At 65.2% G+C, this 23,525-nt stretch carries 13 protein-coding genes and 2 pseudogenes; 6 read left to right on the forward strand and 9 right to left on the reverse strand.

The features are described 5' to 3' along the window. The first annotated feature begins 351 nt into the window (after positions 1–351). The 3 genes and pseudogenes from GGQ91_RS25025 to GGQ91_RS28305 form a co-directional block, all read left to right on the forward strand. A complete protein-coding gene (locus GGQ91_RS25025; RefSeq protein ID WP_182593086.1) occupies positions 352–8,448 on the forward strand; it encodes a rhamnosyltransferase WsaF family glycosyltransferase in 8,097 nt (2,698 codons plus the stop codon). Positions 8,449–8,693: 245 nt separating this feature from the next. Continuing rightward, positions 8,694–9,371: a class I SAM-dependent methyltransferase gene (locus GGQ91_RS25030; RefSeq protein ID WP_182593087.1), complete on the forward strand. Its 678-nt coding sequence runs from the start codon at positions 8,694–8,696 to the stop codon at positions 9,369–9,371. A gap of 114 nt (positions 9,372–9,485) precedes the next feature. Beyond that, a pseudogene (locus GGQ91_RS28305) lies at positions 9,486–9,868 on the forward strand (IS630 family transposase); the annotation flags it as partial. A gap of 56 nt (positions 9,869–9,924) precedes the next feature. Here GGQ91_RS28305 and GGQ91_RS25035 read toward each other — a convergent pair. The 8 genes from GGQ91_RS25035 to GGQ91_RS25070 form a co-directional block, all read right to left on the reverse strand. Further along, positions 9,925–10,716 (reverse strand): hypothetical protein, encoded by a 792-nt coding sequence (locus tag GGQ91_RS25035; protein WP_182593088.1) that lies wholly within the window; start codon positions 10,714–10,716, stop codon positions 9,925–9,927. A 4-nt stretch (positions 10,717–10,720) separates the two neighbouring features. Continuing rightward, a complete protein-coding gene (locus GGQ91_RS25040) occupies positions 10,721–13,363 on the reverse strand; it encodes a glycosyltransferase family 2 protein (RefSeq protein WP_182593089.1) in 2,643 nt (880 codons plus the stop codon). 164 nt (positions 13,364–13,527) lie between these two features. Then, positions 13,528–14,193 (reverse strand): PglD-related sugar-binding protein, encoded by a 666-nt coding sequence (locus tag GGQ91_RS25045; RefSeq protein ID WP_343066859.1) that lies wholly within the window; start codon positions 14,191–14,193, stop codon positions 13,528–13,530. Continuing rightward, positions 14,190–14,912, reverse strand: coding sequence for an SDR family NAD(P)-dependent oxidoreductase (locus GGQ91_RS25050; RefSeq protein WP_182593090.1), 723 nt, complete (start codon positions 14,910–14,912; stop codon positions 14,190–14,192). The genes GGQ91_RS25045 and GGQ91_RS25050 overlap by 4 nt, the downstream gene beginning before the upstream one ends. Before the next feature lie 10 nt (positions 14,913–14,922). Next, the gene (locus GGQ91_RS25055) at positions 14,923–15,150 is read right to left on the reverse strand and encodes a hypothetical protein (protein ID WP_043349846.1); all 228 of its coding nucleotides are present in this window, start codon (positions 15,148–15,150) and stop codon (positions 14,923–14,925) included. Beyond that, the gene (locus GGQ91_RS25060; protein ID WP_043349843.1) at positions 15,150–16,187 is read right to left on the reverse strand and encodes a 3-oxoacyl-[acyl-carrier-protein] synthase III C-terminal domain-containing protein; all 1,038 of its coding nucleotides are present in this window, start codon (positions 16,185–16,187) and stop codon (positions 15,150–15,152) included. Before GGQ91_RS25060 ends, GGQ91_RS25055 begins: the two co-directional genes overlap by 1 nt. Continuing rightward, positions 16,180–16,491, reverse strand: coding sequence for a hypothetical protein (locus GGQ91_RS28310; protein WP_083936015.1), 312 nt, complete (start codon positions 16,489–16,491; stop codon positions 16,180–16,182). Before GGQ91_RS28310 ends, GGQ91_RS25060 begins: the two co-directional genes overlap by 8 nt. Beyond that, the gene (locus tag GGQ91_RS25070) at positions 16,457–18,064 is read right to left on the reverse strand and encodes an HAD-IIIC family phosphatase (RefSeq protein ID WP_182593091.1); all 1,608 of its coding nucleotides are present in this window, start codon (positions 18,062–18,064) and stop codon (positions 16,457–16,459) included. The genes GGQ91_RS28310 and GGQ91_RS25070 overlap by 35 nt, the downstream gene beginning before the upstream one ends. A 179-nt stretch (positions 18,065–18,243) precedes the next feature. On the opposite strand from GGQ91_RS25070, the gene GGQ91_RS25075 reads away from it, so the two are divergent. Next, on the forward strand, positions 18,244–19,671 hold the full coding sequence (locus GGQ91_RS25075; RefSeq protein ID WP_182593092.1) for a MaoC family dehydratase: 1,428 nt from the start codon (positions 18,244–18,246) through the stop codon (positions 19,669–19,671). A 197-nt stretch (positions 19,672–19,868) separates the two neighbouring features. On the opposite strand, the gene GGQ91_RS25080 is transcribed toward GGQ91_RS25075, so the two are convergent. After that, the gene (locus GGQ91_RS25080; RefSeq protein ID WP_179698451.1) at positions 19,869–20,393 is read right to left on the reverse strand and encodes a hypothetical protein; all 525 of its coding nucleotides are present in this window, start codon (positions 20,391–20,393) and stop codon (positions 19,869–19,871) included. 351 nt (positions 20,394–20,744) lie between these two features. On the opposite strand from GGQ91_RS25080, the gene GGQ91_RS25085 reads away from it, so the two are divergent. Together GGQ91_RS25085 and GGQ91_RS25090 are read left to right on the forward strand one after the other, a co-directional pair. Continuing rightward, positions 20,745–21,347 (forward strand): acyltransferase, encoded by a 603-nt coding sequence (locus GGQ91_RS25085; protein ID WP_043349829.1) that lies wholly within the window; start codon positions 20,745–20,747, stop codon positions 21,345–21,347. 355 nt (positions 21,348–21,702) lie between these two features. After that, positions 21,703–23,525, forward strand: a pseudogene (locus GGQ91_RS25090) (glycosyltransferase); the annotation flags it as partial.

A 23,525-nucleotide genomic window follows, 5' to 3' on the forward strand; every position in this document is an offset into this window, starting at 1 on the left:
GGGCGACTGCCATTTGAAGCCGAGGGCCGCTCACGACGCGCCTTCGGGCGCGCTGTAGCTTTAGGAAGACCGCTCAACGGGCAACAGCCCCCCTGCGGCGATCGAAATCAAGTCGCCACAATCTTAAGGTATAATTCAAAGTTGCAAAGAGTCCGAACTGCTTACACCGGGATTCAGCACCGTATGAGCGGTGGAGCCCTGCCTTGGCGCCAAGCATCGGAACCGTGATTGGCAACGGCTCGAACTGCCCGTCGCAGGAGCCAGAGACCTTCGAATCGTAGCGGCACCCGACCAACGAGCGGACGAAGTGCTGGCCAACTCAGATTTCGGATTTGAACCAGGAGCCCACCCTTGAAAGAGTTCGAACCGGCGTTGGATCAGCATAATTCGGTCAACGCGGCTTCTGCGAAGGACCGAATTCGGCGGCTGTTCGACGCGCATTGGTACCTGGCCATCAATTCCGACGTCGCTGCGGCCGGCCTCGATCCGCTTGAGCACTACCTGTCCGACGGCGTGGCCGAGGGCCGGGACCCGCACCCACTGTTCGATACGTCTTGGTACTTGGCGCAGAACCCCGACGTCGCCGCATCTGGCCGCAATCCACTTGAGCATTACCTGACCGACGGCGCGGCCGAGGGCAGGGACCCGCACCCGCTGTTCGATACGTCTTGGTACTTGGCGCAGAATCCCGACGTCGCCGCGTCTGGCTGCAACCCGCTTGAGCATTATCTGTCCGACGGCGCATCCGAGGGCCGGGCCCCGCACCCGCAACGGCGGCTGTTCGACGAGCCTTGGTACCTGGCCAGCAATTCCGACGTCGCTGCGGCCGGCCTCGATCCGCTGAAGCACTACCTGTTCGAAGGCGCGGCCGAGGGCCGAGACCCACACCCGCTGTTCGACACGTCTTGGTACTTGGAGCAGAATCCCGACGTCGCCGCATCTGGCCGCAACCCGCTTGAGCATTACCTGTCCGACGGGGCGGCCGAGGGCAGGGACCCGCACCCCCTGTTCGATACGTCTTGGTACCTGGAGCAGAATCCCGACGTCGCCGCATCCGGCCGCAACCCACTTGAGCACTACCTTTTCGCGGGTGCTGCCGAGGGCCGGGAGCCGTACCCGCAGCCGCTGTTCAACACGTCCTGGTATCTGCAGCAGAACCCCGACGTCGCCGCCGCCGGTTACATTCCACTGGTCCATTATCTGTCTTCAGGAGCTGCCGAGGGGCGGGACCCGCACCCCCTGTTCGACACGTCCTGGTACCTGGAGCGGAACCCCGACGTCGCCGCGGCCGGCCGCAACCCGCTCGTCCACTTCATGGCCGACGGCATCGCCGAAGGCCGGGACCCGCACCCCCTGTTCGACACGTCCTGGTACCTGGAGCGGAACCCCGACGTCGCCGCGGCCGGCCGCAACCCGCTCGAGCACTACCTTTTCGATGGCGCCGCCGAGGGCCGGGCCCCGCACCCCCTGTTCGATGCCTCCTGGTATCTGCGGCGGAACCCCGACGTCGCCGCCGCCGGTTACATTCCACTGGTCCATTATCTGTCTTCAGGAGCTGCCGAGGGGCGGGACCCGCACCCCCTGTTCGACACGTCCTGGTACCTGGAGCGGAACCCCGACGTCGCCGCGGCCGGCCGCAACCCGCTCGAGCACTACCTTTTCGACGGCGCCGCCGAGGGCCGGGACCCGCACTTGCTGTTCGACACGTCCTGGTACCTGAAGCAGAATCCTGGCGTCGCCGCGGCCGGCCGAAACCCGCTCGAGCACTACATTTTCGAGGGCGCCGCCGAGGGGCGGGACCCGCACCCGTTCTTCGATGCCTCTTGGTACCTGAAGCAGAACCCCGGCCTCAAGGCGGCCGGCGGCAATCCGCTCGAGCACTACCTTTTCGAGGGCGCCGCCAACGGGCAGGATCCGCACCCGCTGTTCGATGCCTCCTGGTATCTGGAGCGGAACCCCGACGTCGCCGCGGCCGGCTGCAATCCCCTGGTCCATTACCTGTCTTCCGGCGCCGCTGAGGGACGCTCCCCGAATGCATTCTTCGAGCCGGCCTGGTATCTGGCACGATGCCCAGACGCAGCGCAGGCAACCGGTAACCCGGCGATCCATTACCTCCTGCACGGCGGTCCGGCCGGAGCGGATCCAGGCCCGACCTTCTGCACCGCATATTACCGTGCTGCCAACCGCCTGGGTGAGGCAGATATCGGCGCGCCGCTGGTGCATTATCTGACGATCGGCAGAGAGCGCGGTTTGAGGATTGCGCCAAGTCCCGTCATCCCTGCCGGATGGGATGTGCCGAAAGGCAAGGCATGGCGTGAGAGTTTCGAAGGCCGGCTGAACGCGCAAGTCGCGGAGCTCGCCGACGCCGACCTGACGCCGCCTTTCGGTGCGGGATCTCCCACCTTCTCGATCACCACCACAGTCTATGACACGGATCCCGATTTCATCCGGGAACTCTCCGACAGCATCTCCCGGCAGGTGTTCGGGGACTTCGAATGGCTGATCCTCGATAATGGATCGACCTCACCCGCAACGCGAGCCGCTTGCGCGGCTGTAGCGGCGGCCGACGTCGCGCGGGTGAAGCTATTTCGCATCGAGCAAAACCGCCACATCATTGGCGGCAATCGATATCTGCTCGAGGAGGCTGCCGGACACTACATCGTACCCGTCGATTCTGATGACGTCCTGTACGACAACACCCTCGCCGTCCTGGCCGATGTGTTGAGACGTCATGCCAGCTCCCCACCCGCAATTGTCTATAGCGATGAGCAGAAAGTCGACATAGACGGAGTACCGCTTGAGCTGATCTGGCGACACCCTTACTCCCTCGCCTCTGCCTACACCACGGCTCCGGCGGCACATCTGCTCGTCTACTCTCGTGAACGTGCTTTGGAATGCGGCGTCTACACCAACGATGACGCGCGCGGCTGTCATGACTGGGATACTGCGCTGCGCCTCACTGAAGACGGCGCCGGCGCAGTCCATGTACCGGAAGTACTTTACGGCCGGCGCGTCCATGCGGGATCGACTGCGTTAGACAACAAGATCAAGACAACCATCGGGACTTCTCATCATGCTGTCCTGCGTAGTAGCCTCGAGCGCCGCGGCTTGCAGGACCGTTTTGCGACAACCGATCATGCGACCGGCATTGCAACCCGGCAGAAATTCAGCCGGCTCCGCAGTGCGCTCCCCTCGATCGCCATAGATTTTGTCATCGCGTGGGGCGCGTACGACCTGGGCGCGACGGAGCATAATCTCCGTCTTCTCTACACGGCAGACATGTCAGCCCGCGTCCTCTATCCGGCCTCCATGGAGGCGGAGGTCGCCGCGCTGCGTCAGAGCCTGCCGGACGCAGCCGTGACCTGGGTGCCCTGCGCGACACACGAGACCCTCCTCGACGCGGTCCATGCGGTCGGGCCGGACACGTTCGCCAAAGCCTTCGTCACGGCTGACGTCTGGCTCGATCACGCGGACGCCCTGGTGCAGGCGGTCGGCCTTCTCGAACTGGATGGCCGAGCCGGCATCGTCGGCGGCATGCTCAGACTGCCCGGCGGAATCACGCACAGCGCCGGTCTGATGGCCGGGCTGGACGGTTTGGCAGGCCTGCTGTTCAGGAACTGGCCAACAGCGTCGGTTCCGTGGATGTACGGGAAGGCCTCCCACCGGGTGAGCGGGTTCCCTGGTATGGCGCTGTGCGTGAGAGCCGACCTGCTGCGCGCGGGCTGCCGGCTCGGCGGTTTCGACCGGCGGGACACCGTGCATGGCCTTGCCTTCTGCCTGGAGGCCGGTCGCCTCGGCTACACCTCCGTGTTGGACGAGGCGATGGAAGGCGAAGTCCTCGACCCGGCCCCGTCGCACGTTGGGGCAGGCGAGCCGACGCGCGTTCACCTCCAGATCCGGTTCAAAGCAGAGACAGCCCACCCGCCGATCTCGCCCCATTTGACGCGGTGCGGAGCGCGCTTCGGGGCGCTGCCGGGGCCGGACGAGATCGCGGAGCGTCGTCAACATCGCGACCTGCCGCTCATACCGGCCTTGAATCTTCGCATCGCGCCACATCTCGCGCGGCACCCGACCATCAACCTCCTGCTGCCGGGCGTCCGGAAGGCGAGCCTGTCGGGCGGACCGAACACGGCTCTCAACATCGGATATCGACTCGCCGCGCTTGGCTTCGCCGTCCGGATCTTCTCAACCGACGTGCCGACCGACCCGGATCTCGATCCGATCTGGGATCACATCGTCAGCATTTCGGGCGGCTCCGAGCGCTTTGCGCATATGAGCATCATCGACGCGTCCGACCGAACCAAGTCCGTGGAGATCGGCGCCAATGACATTTTCTTCGCCACAGCGTGGTGGACGGCCCGCATGGCCTATGCGGCCCGCGATCTGGTGGGACATCGCCCGTTCATCTATCTGATTCAGGACTTCGAGCCGATCCTGTATCCGGCCTCGACGGCCTATGCGGCGGCTCTGGAGACTTACAGCCTCCCGCACCTCCCGTTCGTCAACACGACGCTGCTGCGCGATTACCTCGTCGATGAGGAGATCGGCCTGTTCCGCGAACCGGAGCACCGCGCGCGCACGCTGTTCTTCGATCCCGCGATCGACAGGACCTATTTCTACCCCGAGCCCGCACGATTCCGGGGAGCGCCGCTGCCGGCCGAGCTTCCCGAAAGGGAACGGAGGAAGCGACGCCTGCTCTTCTATGCGCGGCCGACGAACGGCATTCGCAACCTCTTCGAGATCGGAGTGGCAGCCCTGCGCGCGGCCATCAGCGAGCAGACCCTGAGCGCGGAGAACTGGGAGTTCGTCGGGATGGGCGAAGCGTTCGCGCCCTTCGACCTCGGCTGCGGCGCACGCCTCGCTTGCGCGCCCTGGCTCGGCTTCGACGGTTACGCGCAGCTGATGCGGGACTCTGACATCATCCTCTCGCTCATGCTGTCGCCGCATCCGAGCTACCCGCCGCTCGAGATGGCCGGCTGCGGCGGCATAGCCGTCACCAACACCTATGGCAGCCGGACCGCGACGAAGATGGCCGCGCTCTCCTCCAACATCATCGCGGTCGAGCCGAACGTACCGGCGATAGTCGAAGCCCTGATCGAGGCGGTCGGCCGACTGGACGATTGCGCAGCGCGCGAGGCGGGCGCCACCCTCGCGCTGCCGGCGACCTGGGACGACAGCTTCGCGACGGCAATTCCGGCGCTCTCTGAGATGATCCGAGCGCAGGGTGTGCCAAACGATGCGCCTGCACGCCCGCCTATCGGCGAACCCAGCCGCCTGGGCAAACCGGGACCCGACCCGGACAGCGCCTACGCGGCCTTCCTGGCAGATGCCGCGGCACGCCGTGCGCTGGTCAATCACGGCGTTCCGGAACCGGGGCTGTTTACGTTCGTCACTACGGTCTGGAACACCGCGCCGGCCTATCTCGACGTCTTGGCCCGCAGCCTGCACCGTCAGGTGGGCGGCCAAGTCTTCGAATGGTTCATCCTCGATAACGGAACAACACGGCCGGAGACGCGGGCGTTTCTCGAGACATTGGCAGAACGGCGGCCTTATGTCCGCCTGGAGCGCGTAGAATCGAATCTCGGAATCATCGGCGGCATGCGCTATTGCCTCGAACGCGCGCGCGGCCGGTACATCCTGCCCCTGGATTCCGATGATTACATCAATCCAGACTGCCTACGCACGCTTGCTTGGTATGTACAGAAATATGACTATCCGCCGCTTCTCTATACCGACGAAGACAAGCTCGTCGGCGAGCGTCTGAGCGATCCGTTTCAGAAGCCGGACTGGGATCCCGTTCTCTTCTCGGCCCAGTGCTACATCGCCCATCTCTGCGCGATCGACCGCGCACGGGCGCTCGAACTCGACGTGTACGGCGATCCCGCTCCCGAGGGCAGCCACGACTGGGACACCTTCACGCGCTTCTGGATAGCAGGCCACACTCCGATCCACGTGCCGCATGTGCTCTATGCGTGGCGGCTCCACCCGCAGTCGACCGCCGGCGGAAACATGGAGTCGAAGCCTGTCGTATTCGATTCGCAGCGCGCGGTTCTGAAGCGGTTTCTTGCCGGTACGCCGAACGGCGATCGTTTCGAACTCGTGCCAAGCCCGCTCTTCGGCAATACGCCCGATTGGTGGATGCGCCGCCGACGGATCGAGGGCCGACCGATCACCACGATTCTGCTGCGCGGGGAGACCGAAGGCGACTCCGTCCCCGACATCAGGATTGCCCAGGGTCTGGATCACGAGATCGCGACGATGGAGATCGGCGCGGGTCCGCTGAGTCTCAAGGCGCTCGTCATCGATGCCGCCAAGCGCGGACGCCTCGTCCATCTGATGGGGTCCGCGATCTGTCCCGACGACGATGAGTGGGCCTGGGAGGCCATCGGCCTTTTCGACCGCCATCCGGATACGGTTGCCGTCGGTGGACGCATCCACGCGGACGGCCACGTTCTGGAAACCGGTCGCTTCCTCGGCTTCGGCGATGGCTGTGGCTGCCCGGATCGAGGCCGGCCGATGACGGATCCGGGCTATGCCGCGCAGGTCTGGAAACCGCGCTCGGTAAGTGCCGTCTGTGCGATGCACGCCGTCTTCGACGCCGCGTTCTTAGCCGAGGTGCTGACGATCGCCGCGGAGCATGGCGGCACGCTTCCGCACCTTGGCGCCTGGGCCGGCGGGCACGCGAAGCGTGTGGGCCATCGGGTCATCTATTCCCCGTTCCTGAGCGCGCGCACCCGGATCGACTACGACGCGCTTGTCGGAATGACCGAGCGGAGCGCGTTCCTATCCGCGTTCATCGACCTGATGCCGGAGGATTCCCTACTGCCGGCCGGAACAGGCCTGAATCCCGAGACAGCCTACAGACCGGTCCTGCCCGTCCCGGGCTATCGAGTCCCCGCGGAGGTCCCGCTGCCGGATCATGCCGCTTGGCTCACCGATCATGCGGCGCGCCGGTCGAAGGCCTTGCCGGCTGCCACCCACCGCCCTGGAACCGTCCCGGCCTTCTCCCTGCTGACAACGCTGTACATCAAGACGGATGCCGCGCTGTTCGCGGCCACGGCCGAGAGCGTGTTGGCGCAGAGCTGTGGCGATTTCGAATGGCTTGTCCTGGCGCACGGGCCGATAACGAGCGACTTGGACGCCGTACTGGACCGTTTCGCTCCTGACGCGCGGATCCGATTGCTCCGCTTGCCCACCAATCTCGGGATCGTCGGCGGCATGCGCCACGTCTTGGAGGCGGCGCGGGGACGGTATGTGATCTCCCTCGACGGCGACGATCTCCTGATGGAGGACGCGCTCGCCATCTTCTCCCGCGCCATCCGGGAGAATGACGCGCCGGCCCTCCTGTACACCGACGAGGACATCATCATCGGCTCGCGTCCGATGCATCCCTACCTCAGACCGGATTGGGACCCGGTGCTGGACCTGGAGAATTCTTGGATCTGGCACGCCTGCGCGATGCGCCGCGAAACGGCCCTCGAACTCGGCGTCTACACCGACCCGGCTGCTGAGTATTGCCACGACTGGGACAGCATCGACCGCTTCGCCGCTGCGGGGTATCGGCCTGTCCACGTGCCCGAGATCGTCTATCACTGGCGCCATCACGACCGAAGCACGTCCAATTCCGAGGGACCCAATGAGGTCTCCGCGGCCTCCGTCCGGCACGTCCTTCAACGCAAGATCGATCGGCTCGGCCTCGAGACCCGGTGCCGCGTCGCCCCGTACCCGATCTGGCGCGGTGCCCAGGAATGGTGGATCTCGCGAGACCTGGATCGTCTTCCGTCGCTGATCGCCCTGACCGACGGCACGGGCTCAGCACCGCCGCTTTTCGAAGCCGCTCCCCTCGTCTCGAAGGAATCTCTCGGATCGTGGCGCGAAGCACTGGATCCGATCGATGACGCGACGATCGTCGCAGTCATCGGTTCCGGCGTCGTGGAAACCGGAGGCGACGTCGCCACCCGTGAGATCGCGAAGATGTTCGAGGTGTTCGAGGACGCCGCGGTCGTGACCGGACCCGTTGTCCACAATGGGGTCATTCGGTCGGCGGGCCTCGCTATGGACGGGAGAGGAGCGCTGGTCGATTTCCTGAGCGGCCGCCCCAGCGGGGATCCGGGTTCGTACGCCCTAACGTTGAAGCCGCTCAGCATTGCTGTTCCGGTCGACGATTGGTTCTTCGCCCGCGCGAACTTCCTGAAGGCCTGTCTTGCGACGCTGCCGGATCAGACACCGAACGAGGAGATCGCACTCTGGATCGGTGCCTGCGCACTCGCACAGCATCGGCGCATCATCTACACGCCGCTGGTCACCGCGGAGACTGCGCAGCCGAGATTGTCCGCGTTCGAAAGGCGATCCACGAACCGAGTCTGGCGTCGCTTCTTGGACCGTTCGGAGGCACCGGTGCCAGGCGTGCAAGCGACTGCGGCCTACCGCCCCCCGCGCAGCGCGTGAACGGGGTGCCGAAGCGATGCGACGCTATGCGGAGGCACCGAATGTGTCAGCGCGACCACTGTTCAGCGATCCGAAATATGCTAGCTCTTCCAGCAGCCAGACTTCGAAATGTGTCGTGACCAGTCAGCGATCCCGTTGCTGAATCGAGAGTACCAAGTATACATTGCTCGTGCCTTCAAGCACCGGGGAAGTTGGGTGCGTACTCTTGTCCCGCAAATCTAAGCAAGCATGTGAGCATCCAAGCCGTGTACACTGTCGCCCCCGTCCCGACCATTCCCGAATTAATCGAGCGGATCGTCGATGCAGGATCCGGATCGACAGCATTTTTCGAGTATGAACTGAAAGAGGATGGTCTCTTTCTGCAGCAAAATCCTGCGGAATTCGCAGAATTCGTACACTATATGGCCAGCAGCGTTCCTCCGAGCAATCTGACACTCGATATAGGCATCGCCTCGGGCGGACAGACGAAATTCCTCCGAGACTACTATGCATGCCAAAAGACCATCGTCGTCGATCTCGGGCAGCATCCGGACGCATACAACTGGCCGAGGATCCGGAAATCTCTGAACAGCGATCTGATTCTTGAGATCTTTGACGATTCTCATGCGCCGGCCGTACGTGACTCGCTGCTGCCGTTTCGCGGCGAGATCGACTTCGCCTACGTCGACGGCGATCATAGCTATATCGGACTGCGACAGGATATTTTTCTCGTGCGCGAGATCCTGAAGCCAGGGGCGTTCATGGCTCTCCACGACACGCTCGCCGTTGAAGACTGCAAACGCGTGTATGACGAGCTGAAGGCCTCGACGACCTTCGATCATGTCATGGACTTCAATCATCGATTCGGTATTTCGCTGTGGCAGCTTCGGGAACCCGTCGCATCCACGCAGGAGAACCGAACCAGTGGTCTTGGGGATCTCTGAAGCGCTCTCGGTTTGGGCTGTGTCGGATGATGCGGTGCCACGCGGCGCCGTTGGGATGCTTCGTGGCCGGCCTCGAACGAGGAACAAGGCAGGGGCCGACCCTACAGGCCGGATCTGCGTGAACGCGTGGTGGACGCGGCAGGAGCGACCGCCCGCCGTCACATAGCCAAAGCCGCTTTGGGTTTGGCGCCGCGGCGGCGATCCGCTGGATGGCTGCGCTCGCCACGACCGGGACGGTTGCTGCCCGCCCACGGGGACGGGCCGCCGCTCCCACGCACGATCAGCACGCGGCGTTCCTGAGGAGGCGGCGGATCGCCGAAAGGGATGATATTACCCTGAAGAGGATGCGGCCCCACCTGCGAGCGGAGCATGGTCTCAAGGTCGGGGTGGGAACCCTCTGGAGCGTCCGCAACGCGGGCGAGCTAACTTACAAAGGATACAGTTTCCTCCACAGAGCAGATTGCTCAGACGTGCGGGCGGCTGGCGAGGCTTGGTTTATGGCGCCGAACGAACGGCCTTCGCGGTCTAAAAATCGCCGACACGCCTCGACGGTTCACAGCGTCGAGGCAAACAGCCTCGGATGCACGAAGCCGCCCCACGTCTTGAAAACAATGCGGTCTCTTTCACTGGGACTCATGTCGAAGTAAGCCCGGGTAACATTATCTCCGACAAGCAAATTTGATTGCAACCCTTGCCTGAACGTTTCACTATCGATCCAGGCAGATGGCCCATATCCGCGTCCATCCCGTCCAACGACGAGGCATGTTAGAGCTGCGGAGAAGACCCTTCGCGTCAGGCTATCTGGACCGCTTTCAAACCGCCACGCATCAATTTTTTCACGTATGTAAATACCATCGAGAAAACGTTGCGCATCTTTAACGCGCAAAGCAAATGCATTGGTGCGAAGATGCGGGTTTGGAAAACGCGGAAAGTCAGGGTGCAGGTAATTCAGGCTTTCGCACGAACCTGTCGCACCCACCATACCGACGGCGGGATCCCTCAAATTGGAGATCAGCTTTCTCAGCCAGTTCTCCGAAATTATTTCCGAATTGCTGTTTAGAAAACAAACATACGGGTCATTCAGATACCCGACTACGGCAGCATATGCTCCGATGTCAAAGCCAACATCTTCCATCACGTGGGCAGTGTGCGGGAGGGCCTCGAACAACAGGCGGGCGGAACGCTCATGCTCCGCGGTGTGGAAGCCTTTGAAGATGACATGCAGATGCGTCGGCTGGCCTGTCGAAAAAGATGCGTATGAGCGAATAAAGCGTCGAAACCGGTCGAGATGATCGTCTTCGTAACCCCGGGCCAGAAAAACTAACGCTGTCGCATCTTCGGACATCAACTCAACAATCTTTCTGCGGCCGCCCGTCATAGGCGGCGGGACTAATCGCGAGACGCTCCAGGTTGTAATAAGGATCCGATATCAATTGGCGGCTCCATTTTTCAACAAAAACGCGATCCCGATCGAACCCTACCGCAGAAAATCCCGAGGCATATTCATCGACATCGATCTCCGATTCAACCAGTGTGTCGGCATCGCAGACAACCATCTTTCCTCGCGCCTGAATTGCGAGACAATAGTCGACGGCCATCTGGCTTGGATCGACCGTCGCGTCGAATCCGCCTACACTTTGAAACAAGCCCTTGTCCGTCATAAGGGCGTCCAGCTCGACAGCTCGAAAATTTCGTGATGCCGTATGGCTATAAAAATAATCCTCGCCATCCGGGCGTGAACCATGGTGAACCCGATGCTTCATCCCGTCGAACAAAACCAGCCCGAATTGTGCGGTCCGCCCATCTGCGGCCATCAGCTTTGCGCCGACAGCGCCGATGTGAGGTTTGATGATGTGGCGAACCATATGCGTCAGGCAGATCGCCTCAGAACGCTGCGGTACGTCGCTCAAGAACAGAATGTACTGTCCAGTTGCCGCTTCTACGGCGCGATTGAGAGCGACCGCGAGGCCTCCCGTGTCGACATCGCCGGATAAATCACTGCCCCGGACTGCGTTCGGATCGGAGACGACCGCATCGTCGAGGGTGGCCGCGATGGGGATCACCTCGATCGTGGTGCCTTCGGGCAGCCCGAACTCTGCTGACGACCGAAGAGTGATCTGGCGCAAGAAGGGGTAAGGCAGGTCGACTGCTGAAGACGTGATGGCCCTCGTGCTGTACAGAACAATCGAAATTTTAGCAGTCGTTGTGATCGGCGAGCCCAATCTGTAAAGCCGAGCCGGTTGCGCATGTGCAACAAATTCGGCATGGCGCCCCAATCGGCGGCAGCGTCGGTTAAGGCTTGCAAGGTCCGCCTGCACTTCGGTGTCGGATCCGTGCCTTCGATCCGGACATGTCGAGATCATCTCGCGCACATGACCGATATGACCCAATTTCTCAGTTACCCTGAGAAGAAAATCGAACGGGTCTTCTGCGGAGGCGAGAAGTTCGCCAGCGAACGTCAATTTGTAGCAGATAGAGCGCCCAATATAATTAAAACTCTCCAGATAATCCGGGCTCCAGGCCGGTTTGTAGAATGGAATGATATCCCCGTCGGCAGAACGGATTTCCTCGTCGCCGTAAATCAGATCGAGTGTCGGCACCCGATTGATCGCACAGGCGAAATGATACAGCGCAGCAGGCTTCAGGACATCGCCCGCCTCAAGCCAGATTAAGTATACGTCGCACTCTTCATCCGAGCGCTCGACGAACGACAGGATGTCAGAAACAGACAAAATGATGAAATTCTTATAAATCTGTGCCAGCAAAGACTGCGTCGTGATGCGATGCTTACAGTCGTCCTCCCCGCTCGTGACGACGAGAAACTTTGGCTTGATAGCCATGCTCGATATGTGACGAAGCGCCTCAAAACCTGTGCCCGAAAACGCTTCTTCTGCGGCTCGTCGTATTTCACGATACAGCACAGACATGGGAGCAGGGCTGCGGCCCTGTGCGCGACCTATCGTGATGTAATGGGAGAGCGGATTTGTACGCTCCCAGTCTGCATCTCTATAGCGATCTGTATAAAATCGACCCGAGAATTCCGGACTGGGGTCGCGATGGTTCTTGGCGCCGAAGAGTACGTAATGCAGAAGAGGATTCATCCCCGGCGGAATGTTGTGTTCATAATTTCTTAGATACCAGTTGCCGCGAAAGAGACAATGCGGCTCGGTCCCGTAACCGGCGCCTTCCAAGAGGTAATGAACAAGTGGATTGACGTTAGCGTCAAGTACTTCTGGATATTTCTTGAGATACCAGTGGCTGTCGAATAGGGGATGCGGACGAAAAGCGTCCCGAACTCCAAATCGAAGGTAGTGTTCAAGGGGATTGATGCTCGCGAGCTGGCTCCGGGTGCATTGTTCCGCATAATAATCCGTGTCAAAAAGCGGATGCGGATCCAATCCCCGTGCGGCTCCCTTTATAAGATAGTGCTCGAGCGCTGTCATACCGTGTGGCCGCTCGTCCGAGCACTGCCGCAGATACCATGCCGGATCGAAGAGTGGATTTGGGCTACGCCCCTCCCGTTCACCATTGCCGATGTAGTGAAGAAGAGGGTCGACCCCAGCCTCCGCCACGTCGGGATTGTTGCGCAAGTACCAAGCGCTGTCGAAGAGTGGATGCGGGCTTACACGGCTTTGTGCAGGTGCGCCGATGTAGTCCAAGAGAGGGTTGAGACTTGTGCCGTGAATTTGCGGCCTCTGTTCACTATACCAAGAGGTCGCGAACAGCGGATGCGGATCCTTTCCGCCAGCGGCGCCCACAAGGAGATAGTGCGCGAGCGCGTTGAGCCCCGTCTGCCCAACCTCAGGGTTCTGATCCGCATACCAAGACGTATCGAAGAGAGGATGCGGATCGCGCCCTTCGTCCGCGCCGCTTGAAAGATAATGAGAGATTGGATCGACACCGGCGTCGGCGACGTCAGGATACGTATGAAGGTACCAATCCTCATCGAAGACGCCAGCAATGACAGTTCGGATGTCGCTCTCTTCGGTCATCTCCAAATGTCCGATCTAAACAAATAAAATATTTACACGCCATCGGCGTTCGATGAGGAGCGCCCGCGTGCGCCACGTATCAGCCCCGTGACATTTTTCATCCGCACGCAGTCCCGACGTTGTTCTGCGCTGACTGAACGGACTGATTGCTGAACCGCGTCGCTTCAGCTGGTTCCGACGATATCCGGTCGCGGCCAGAGGACAGCATTGTCCTTCACGTCTCGCATGACGTTGCATCCCATGCCGATCGTCGCGTTCTCGCCGATCCGCAGTCCTTGCAAAACCTTCGCGAGGGGCCCGATGAGGGTGCCGGACCCGACAGAACATTTACCTCCTACGAAAGCTCCCGGAGACACAGTGGCGTTTCTGCCAATACGTGCATCATGTCCGACAATGGCCGCTGAGTTCAGCATGCAGAACGCAGAAAGATGCGCGTCGACGTTCAGGATGACACCGTGGGCGACGAAGGCACCGGGCTCAATGGTCACGCCATCGCAGACAATCGCGTGCGGCGAGATCAAGGGCGGGCAGGCAAATTCGTGTTTGAAGAGCCAGGCGATGATATCCGCTCGAGCATTGATCACCTGACGGCTGACCCCTCCGATGGCGATCGCAACGCCATCGTACTGATCACGGTCCGCGAGTAGTTCATCCAGATAGCCGCGCCACGGCGCCACCTGGGTCTGCTCCTGAGTCGAGTAGACGGACTGGACCGCAAAACCGTTCAGTCGGGCGATCTCCGCCACCTCTTTGGCAAATCCCCCTCCGCCGATGAGAGCCAGACGCTTCACAGTTGGTATGTCCAGTCCTGACGAGCGGTCGATCGTCACAGCGCCGCTCCTCCATCGATCCGGAGGATTTCACCGGTCACGTGCCGTGCCTGCGGCGACATGAGGAAGGCGATGGCGTCGACAACCGACGTCACCGTGGCCGTTCCCGACGGACTGCGCTTCTCCAGGGCTTCTTTGAACCCCTCTCCATAGAGCCGGGCATGCGCCTGCGTCATTTCCGTATCGAGCCAGCCCGGCGCAACCCCGACGGCTCGCCTGGGGGCAAGCTCTCGCGCTATGCCCCGGATCAATGCGTCCAGCCCGGCCTTCGAAGCGGCGTATGGGACGATCGCGGGCTCCGGGCGTTGCGCGGCCACCGAGGAGACGGCGCAGAATACGGCGTCGCGCGTCGAGATCCGGGCGTTGCCGAAGGCGGCGGCGAACAGGGTCGGGGCCACGAGGTTCGTCTTGTAGAGCCGTTCGACCTCTTCGACGGTCAGGCTGCGCATCGGCTTGATGATCTGCATGCCCGCACAATAGACGAGCCCGGTCAGCAGGCCCCGCTCGGCGACCGCAGCCTGCAGCAATCCGCCGATCGCGCCGAGATCCGTCACGTCGGCGGCGACCGTGGCGATCCCGGCAGCCGCGAGTTCGACCAAGCGGTCGGTCCGACGGGCGAGGGCCGTAACGGAGCCCTGCGCGGCGAACCGCTCCGCGACCGCCCGGCCGATGCCGCTGCTCGCTCCGACGACGAGGATGTGTCCCGCGGCCTCTGCCATGCTTACCGCCTCAGGCTTGCAGCTTCGTACCGGCGATGCTGAGGAGATCGTCGGTGGTGGCTGCCTCTGCGATACGCGACGGCTCGACCTCGAGACCCAACGTGTCGAATAGCGCCATGATGTTGAGGATGCCGAGGGAATCGAAGGTCTCGATCTCGCCGAGCTTCTGGCCGCGCGCGAGCGGCCCCGGTTGATCCAGGATCGCGCCGAGCTCATCCAGGAACCCAGCCTCGGTCATCACGTGGTCTCCTCAAACTTCAGGACAGGCGGCGCGTAGATCCGGTCAGTTTCGATCACGCACGCACCCCAGCTCAGGCCCACGCCGAACCCGGCCAGCACCGCGCGCAGCGGCCGGTGCGAAAAATCCTCCGCCAGGAAGCCCGAGATCGTGCCCGGGATCGAGGCTGAGTTCTGGTTCCCGTAGACGGATTGCGTCCCCGAGGGAAGCTTGCCGTCGTCGAGGCCCAGGCGCCGTTGCAGGTTCTTCAGGATGTACTTGTTCGGCTGGTGCAGAACGTAGAAATCCGGCTCTTCCGGCCCCATGCCGGCGGCCGCCAGGATATCGGTAATCAGCGGCGGGACGCGCTTGAGCGTAAAATTGAAGACCTGTGCCCCGTCCATGTGCATGGAAGCGGGCTTGTCCCGGTCCTCGGCATCCGCGCGCAGGCCGCTGTGCGGGATGAACAAGGCCTTCTCGCCCGACCCGTCGCTGTGGAGCTGGAACACGCTGTCGGTGTCGCGCCGCTCGACCAGGACGGCGGCGCCTGCATCGCCCATGATAGGAGTGATGGCCCGGTCGTCCGCAGCGACCATGCGGCTTGCCACGTCACCGACGCAGAGAAGGACGCGGCTCAGTCCCGACTCGACGAGGCTATAGGCGACCGAGAGACCGTACACGAAGCCACTGCAGCCCAGCCGCATGTCGAAACAGAGCGTGTCGGTGCGCAGGCCGAGCCGGTGCTGAAGGCTGATTGCCGTTGACGGCGAACTGTAGTCGGGCGTCTGCGTGACCAGGATCAGCCCGTCGAGATCCTCCGGCCGCAGACTGAGGCCGCCGAGAAGCGTGCGGGCGGAGTGCAAGCAGAGATCGGCCGTCGTCGTGTCGTCGCGCACGACCACGTGTCGCGTGGTGAAGCCCATCGCGCGCTTGAGCCGCTCGGCCTCCTCGGGCGACATGCCGAGACTGGCCGCCTCCGCGTCGAAAGCGAGGGCCCGGCCGCCGACCGTGGTGACGAGGCCGCTGAGGCCTGCGTGCCGGAACCGCAGCTCAGCCACGGGCCACCGCGGCCGCGACGTAATCGAACCAATTCTGGAGCCGGCGCAGGGGCGAGCGTGTGCTGTCGAGGATGCTCTCGTCGGCCAGCGGCACGTAACGGCCCGCAACGGTCTCGATCTCGGACTCGGTCTCCAGCAGCAGTTCCACCACCGCGAAAGAATCGATCTTGTCGAACAGGTCGTCCTCCGGACCGAGCGCAGCGAGTTCCGGGCGCCCCCATGTCTCGACGAGGCGGTCCAGCGTGGCTCGGGCCGCGGCGGCGGCGCCCTCAGTCGGCGATGATGTGGATGTAGGCGGTGTCATCCGGTCCTCGGGTCAATCGATAGTCCTTGCCCTCGGGGCCAGAGCCGATGAGCGCGAACCCGTTCTCGTCCAGGAAAGTCTCGACCATGCGGTTTTTGGCGCTCGGGCGGTAATGGGCCCGTAGCGCCGGGTTGGCCTCTGCGCCGCAGACGTAGCGCAGAACTTGGCTCTCAATGCGGCGTCCGAGAGCCCGGCAGCTCATCAGGAACGTCTCGAGTTCGCCGCCCCGGACGATGGCGACCCCGACGATGCCCATGTCGCCGAACCGGTCGACCACCCGGGCCGCGTAGACGCCGCCCTCCCGCATGGCGGTGGCGACCTCGTCCTCGGTGTAGCGCCGGGTCGTCAGGTTGAACTGGTTGGTCTTGTTGATCAGCTGCGTGACCCGCCGCAGGGAGCCCGGGTTGTTGCGGGCGACATGAACCCGGATCTCGAGGGAGGCGAGGTAGTCGTCCATCGAGGCGGCCGAGCGCTGCAGCTCCTGCCGCTGCGCCTCGCCGCGGTACTGCTCCGTCTTGGCCAGATCCTCGGCGGTGACGTTCCGGGCGCGCAAGGAAGCGATGCCGTCGAGCAGGGTGAGCGCCTGCTCGGGACGCGTCCGGTCGAACAGGTGGCACTCGACCCCGGGGAGCCGGGCGCGGACCTCCTCGATCTCGAAGGGGTTGTCGTCGAGGAAGACGAAGCTGTCGAGGCCGAGGTTCAGCGTCGCCGCGAGGTCGCGGATGTTCTCGCTCTTCTCCGACCAGTTGCTGCGGTAGGCCACGAAATCGTCGAGCCGCAGCGGCATCGCGCGCTGGGCGAAGACCGCGCGGAAATCCTCCTCGTTGTTCTTCGTCACCGCGCAGAGCAGGATCCCGAGGCCCTTCAGGCGCAGGAGCTGGCGCTGGAGCTGGGTGTGGACGATCCCCGGATAGTCGCTGTCGACCTCCAAGTTCTCCACCCCGTCCTCGCCGACGACGCCGCCCCAGAGGGTGTTGTCGGCGTCGACCACCACCACCTTGCGCCGCGCCCGCAGCCGCGCCGCGACGGCGTCGGCGTAGCGCGCGTTGAGCGCGTCCACGGCGGCCGGGGCGTAGGGCATCTGGTACATGTACCGGTTGCGCTCGCGGAAGGCGTTGGCGAAGCCGAGCAGCGCCAGGGCGCCGGCGGCGTCGACGACGCTGACCCGCTCCTGAGCCCGGGCGAGGTCGAACAGCACCGCGTTCACCCGCGCCAGGGCATCAAGCTGGTCGTGGAGGTCGCTCTCGACGGAGGAGAATGGCACGAACGGCACGGTGTTGAGGATGATCGTCCCCGGCGCCCGGGCGAGCCGCGCCGAGACCAGCTCGGCGAGGCCGCGCGCGCGGGCGACGGCCGCCTCGTCCGGGGCGACGTCGAAGAACCAGCGGTGGTCGAGATGCACGATCAGGACGTCGGCGGCGGCGGGACCCGCCAGCACCTGCTCGATCTGTCCGATGGGGAGATGCTCGCAGGAGACCGTGGCGAGATCCGCAAGGCGGCCCGCCATCTTCCCGAACGGGTTGGTGACGACGTTTCCGACGAAGCCGATCGACAGGGCGCGAGCCGTGGTCATCCTCGATACCGGTCCCTGCGACATCCTGCGGATGCCTGCCCTCCGGCGATCGACCGGCCCCTTACCGTGCGTGCGAGCGCCGCCCTCTTGCGAGATCGCGTGTCATAAAGCAAGGGGCCGGGCACCCGGCGGCCGGCCAGCCCGGCCGGGGCGGGGACCGGCCGAGGAGGAGCTGCGCGATGAACGGATCCGGTTCGGACGACGCCGCCGCGACGCGGATCTGGACCGAGGCGCACCAGGCCGCCTTCGCGCGGGCCACGGGGGACGTGAACCCGATGCACATGGATGCGCGGATGGCTCGGCGGACGCTCGCCGGCGAGCGGGCCGTCCACGGCGTCCACGCCGCCCTCTGGGCCCTCGATGCCTGCGCCGACGCCCATCCCCTCGACCGGCTGGCGACACTGCAGATGCGGTTCGAGCGGTTCGTGCTGGTCGGGGATTGCACCGTGCTGACGGTCCACGCGGCGGACGCGGGGCAGCTGCGCCTGTCCCTCGCGGTGGACGGCGTCCGCACCCTGACGATCCAGGCGACCTTCGCGGCGGACAAAGCCCCGGCCCAGCCGGTCGAGACGGCGCCCACCGCGATCCCCGCGGAGCCGATCGCCCGCGATCCGGCGGCCCTGACGGGGCTCGCCGGAGCCTTCACGCTGCCGGACCCGGCGGTGATCGCCGCGCTGGCGCCGCGCCTCGCCCGCGCCCTCGGTCCCGGCCGGGTCGCCGCCCTGGGCGGACTCTCGACGCTCGTCGGCATGTTCGTGCCCGGCCTCCACTCGATCCTCTCGAAGATCGACGTGACCGTCACCGACGGGGATGCCGGCTCGAGCCTCGGCTACGCGGTGAAGCGGTTCCAGCCGATGCTGCAATCGGTGACGCTGGACGCCGCCGGCCCCGGCCTCATGGCCCGGGTCGAGGGCTTCGTCCGCCCGCGGCCGGTGGAGCAGGAGAGCCTGCAGGACCTCGCGGCCCTGGTGGAGCCGGGCGCCTTCGCCAACGTGTCCGCGCTGATCGTCGGCGGGTCGCGGGGCCTCGGCGCGGCGACCGCCAAGCTGATCGCCGCAGGCGGCGGGACGGTGTGCATCACCTACGCGTCCGGCGCCGACGAGGCGGAGGCCGTCGCCCGGGAGATCCGCGACGCGGGTGGGCGCTGCCAGGTCCTCCGCTACGACGCCGCCGAACCCGCCGCCGCGCAGCTCGCGGCGCTGACGATGCGCCCGTCGCAGCTCTACCATTTCGCGACGCCCCGCATCTTCCGCCAGAAGCGGGCGCCCTTCGAGCCGGCCTGCCTGGACACGATGATGCGCGTCTACAATGCCGCGTTCTACGAGCTGAGCCAGTTCTGCCTCGACCGCAGCGACGCCGTGGCGGCCTTCTACCCGTCGACCACCGCCATCGACGAGGCGCCTCGCGACACCCTGGAATACGTCATGGCCAAGATCGCGGGCGAGACCCTCGCCGCGACTCTGGGGCGGACGCTCCCGAAGCTGCGGACCGTGATCGAGCGGCTGCCCCGGGTGAAGACCGATCAGACGGCCACGATCTTCCCCGTGCCGGCCGCCGCCCCGAGCGCGCTGATGCTGCCGATCATCCGGCGCATGGCGTCGGCCTGACCCGAAGGACCGGGGCGCGGAATCGACGGGCCGGACGGGGCCGTCACAGGACTGTCGATCAATTCAAGCGCCCCCCTGCACCGACACGAGCGCAGGACGGTGAGCCCGGCCAGCGCGACATCTCCGCGCGCGGCGCCGCTGTCTTGTTTCGCTCCGCCCGCCAAAGGCGGCACCGTCGCCCTCGCCGGACGCCCGGCTCACTCGGCGGCGTCGTGTTGGACCTCCGCATCCGAGTCCGGGTCGGCCTCGTCCTCGGCGTCAGCCTCACCGTCCTCGGACTCCACGGGCGCGGCGGCCGTGAAGAAGTCGCCGTTCCGGATCGCCTCGCCGCCGGTCACCAGCATGCTGAGATAGGTGTTGAGGGTATTCGGCGCGACGTCGGGCAGCCGCTCGGCGATCTCGACATGCGACAGGCCCTGCGGGCCGGCCGAGCCGAGCAGCGCCTTCAGCCGTCCCTTGGCCGAGTTCGCCCGGGGACCGCGGGCGCCGCGCCGTCCGCCGGAGGCGGGCGCGGCGCGTTCGGCCGCGGAGGCCCGCGGACCTTCGGGCGCGTGGAGACCGGAGGCGTCCAGCGGGATCCCTTCGACGATCGAGGTCAGCGCCGCCTCGGCCGCCCGGAGCTTGGTCAGCTCGGCTCCGATCCGGTCGTAGTCGCTCTGCAACGCGGCCCTGCGCGCCCTCACGTCGACCAGGGCCTTCGTCAGGGTGTTGTCCTCAGCCACCGGACGGCCTCATCCCATGATTTCGCTGGGTGACGGCATACGTCATAGGACTATTGCGGCGTCAACAGGCGCGCGGAGGCTCGCCGGCCGGGCCCGGTGACGGCCCGCGATCGGCAGCGCGAGTTGTGAGGACGACGCCCGATGGCTTAGAGACATCTTCGAACGCCTCTGCCGGCTTGGAGTCATCGGCGCAATTGCCGAATCTCGACGGATTCCGAATTCGGCACGCCGATACCGTAATCGTCACGTCAGAAGGCGAACGTTCTTCCACGGGTTCGATGTGCGGCCGTCCGCTCCGGGACGTCGGCCGCGTCGCGCCCAGGGGCATTCATAGATCCCGCAGAGCAAATTATGTCTTTGAATATTTTCGACAAAGGGGAGAATAATGTCATCGACATCGATTCGCGGGATCAGCACAGCCAAGCCGGAAAGATCTACATCAACGGCGACAACAACTACATCCGCATAGGCAGAGGCTGCGTGTCCGACAAGGACATGCACATCGTCATCGAGTCCAACTGCCGGTTCGATGTCGGCGAGCACGTCCGGCTCTCGATGGCCAACATCTATGTCGGCCCCAGCTCGATCCTGCGCATCGGCGACAGGACCGGCTTCACCGGTCTGGTCCATCTCAATCCCGTCGAGGCGAAGGCGATCGAGATCGGGACGGATTGCTCCATTGCGTCCGGCGTCTGGATGACGACGAGCGATTTTCACTCGATCGTCACCCGGGATACCGGGCAGCGGCTGAATCCGGCCAAGCCCGTTCGCGTCGGCAATCACGTCTGGATCGCCAATCACGCCACGCTCCTCAAAGGCTCCGTGGTCGGCGACAACGCCATCATCGGCGCACACGCTGTCGTCACCGGAACCGTGCCGCCCCATTGCGTGGCCGCCGGCAATCCCGCACGCATCGTGCGGGAGGACGTGACGTGGCGTCCGGACCTGATCTGACCGCACCCGCGATGAGGCAGGCGAGGGCGGACGGCTCCGGGCCTCGGATCGGTCCTGCGGAGCACCGTCGGAGCCCCGTTGTTTACCCGGTGCGCGTGTTCCGTTAGGGCGATGAACCGCCGACACGGCGTCTCGTCCGACGCGCCGGCACGCCTTCGATCAAGCCCACAATCGGCCCGCGCGAACACATGCTCCTCCGAGCCTCAGGTCTCGTCTCAAGCGCCGCCGGGCCGAAGCCCGCCTCGGGGCTGGTGGCCTGCACCGCCTCCGACGCCGCGGATCGCGGACCGGCGCGCGCGGCGCGCGGCGCAGCGCGAGCGGTGCGTTGAAGCGGTTCTTCCGCCTGTACCGCAGGATGCGCGGCAATCCGCTGATCCGGCTGGCGGTGCGCCGCGGCCTTCCGGCGGCGAACGATCTCGTCACCGCGGACGCGCAGATCGCGACTCTGGCCCCGCATGTCGACGTGGCCTTCTACGCGAGCTGGTACGGGATCACGGCCGATCCGGTGCGCGACTACCTCGTCCGCGGCTGGCGCGAGGGGCGCGACCCGCGCCCCGACTTCGACTCCGCCGCCTACCTCGCCGACCGCCCCTACCTCGCCCGGGCCGGCATCAACCCGTTCCTGCACGCCCTCACGCGCCGGCGCGCCCGGGCCGGCGGCGAGGGTGGCGGCGAGGGCGGGGCGGCCGGCGCGCCCCTGCCCAAGCCCGACACGGCCCAGGCCGAGCGCCTCGCCCGCCGCCTCGTGGACGGGGCCTTCTACCTGGCCAACAACCCCGACCTCGCCGCCGCCGGCGTCGATCCGGTCGACCACTACATGGCCTCCGGCTGGCGCGAGGGCCGCGAGCCGGCACCGCAGTTCGACACCCTGGCCTACTGCCTCACCCGCGGCCTCACCTTCGCCACCCAGAACCCGCTGGTGCACTACGTCCGCAACGGCGGACCCGCCCGGCCCGACCCGGACGCGGCGCTGGCCCTGCGGATGGAGACCCTCGCCCCCTACTTCGACGCCGCCCATTACCGGCAGCGCCTGCCCGGCCCCCAGGCCGAGGCGCTGGCCGGGGCCTCGGACGCCGCGCTGCTGCGCCACTACGTGACGGAGGGCTGGCGGGCGCGGGTCAGCCCGCGGCCGGACTTCGACCCGGCCGGCTTCGTGCAGGCCCGCGCGGGCAGCCGGGCGGTCGGCGACGACCCGTTCTTCCGCTACGTCGCCGAGACCCGGCTGTCCGGGGGCGCGCCGTTCGCCGAGCCGCACCGGCTGAACCTGCTGGCGGTGGATGCGGACTGGTACCGGGCGACCTACCCGGACGTGGGCGGGCGGGAGCCGTACCTGCACTTCGCCGAGGCGGGCTGGCGGGAGCTGCGCGACCCGGGGCCCGGGCGCTCGACGCTGGCCGCGCTGCTGGGCGTCTGCGGCCTGCGCCCGGCGCGGGCGCCGATCGCCGATACGGGCTGGCTGGGGGCGATCGGGCAGGCGGCCTGCGACCGGGACGGGCTCCTGGACCTGCAGGCGCGGCTGGTGGCGGGGCATTTCGACCACGGCTTCTACCGGGCGCGCTACGGGCTGTCCGAGGCGGACGACGCCGTGCGCGACTATTGCGACACCGGCTGGCGCAAGGGCCGCAACCCCAGGGCCGACTTCAACGGCTGGGCCTACCGCGCGCACCATCCCTACGTGGAGGCGACGGGCATCGCGCCCTTCGTCCACCATCTGGCCCGGGCGCTGCTGCGCGGCGACGACCTCGCGGGCGATGCCTTCGATCCGCGCTACGGCGCGCCGCCGGCCGCGGAGGACGCGGAATTGTTCGAGCAGGCCCGCCTGATCGAGCCGTTCTTCGACGCGCCCTGGTACCTCAAGCGCTACCCGGATACCCGCGGCTTCGAGAACGGGCCGGCGATCCACTTCCTGTCCCACGGACAGGAGGAGGACCGCGATCCGAGCAAGACCTTCTCGACCCGCTTCTACCGCCGGGCCTACGGCCATCTCCTGGGTGCGGGGGAGTCGCCGTTCCTGCACTACGTGCGCACGGGCCGGGCCGCCGGGCTGATGGCCGCCCCCGAGGATCTCGGCACCTATCCGCCGATGGAGGCCCCCGCGCCCGACGCATGGGACCGCCTGCCCCGGGCCCTGCCCATCGACCAGGCCCGGGTCGTCGTGATCGTCCCGGTCTACAAGGG

Source organism: Methylobacterium fujisawaense (genome assembly GCF_014138435.1).
Lineage (GTDB): Bacteria > Pseudomonadota > Alphaproteobacteria > Rhizobiales > Beijerinckiaceae > Methylobacterium > Methylobacterium fujisawaense.

Excerpts from the sequence above, each read along its gene's own strand:
- GGQ91_RS25035 (WP_182593088.1), bottom strand. The coding sequence starts at position 10,716 with ATGTCCGAAGATGCGACAGCGTTAGTTTTTCTGGCCCGGGGTTACGAA.
- GGQ91_RS25040 (WP_182593089.1), bottom strand. The coding sequence starts at position 13,363 with ATGACCGAAGAGAGCGACATCCGAACTGTCATTGCTGGCGTCTTCGAT.
- GGQ91_RS25050 (WP_182593090.1), bottom strand. The coding sequence starts at position 14,912 with ATGGCAGAGGCCGCGGGACACATCCTCGTCGTCGGAGCGAGCAGCGGC.
- GGQ91_RS25055 (WP_043349846.1), bottom strand. The coding sequence starts at position 15,150 with ATGACCGAGGCTGGGTTCCTGGATGAGCTCGGCGCGATCCTGGATCAA.
- GGQ91_RS28310 (WP_083936015.1), bottom strand. The coding sequence starts at position 16,491 with ATGACACCGCCTACATCCACATCATCGCCGACTGAGGGCGCCGCCGCC.
- GGQ91_RS25070 (WP_182593091.1), bottom strand. The coding sequence starts at position 18,064 with ATGACCACGGCTCGCGCCCTGTCGATCGGCTTCGTCGGAAACGTCGTC.
- GGQ91_RS25075 (WP_182593092.1), top strand. The coding sequence starts at position 18,244 with ATGAACGGATCCGGTTCGGACGACGCCGCCGCGACGCGGATCTGGACC.
- GGQ91_RS25085 (WP_043349829.1), top strand. The coding sequence starts at position 20,745 with ATGTCTTTGAATATTTTCGACAAAGGGGAGAATAATGTCATCGACATC.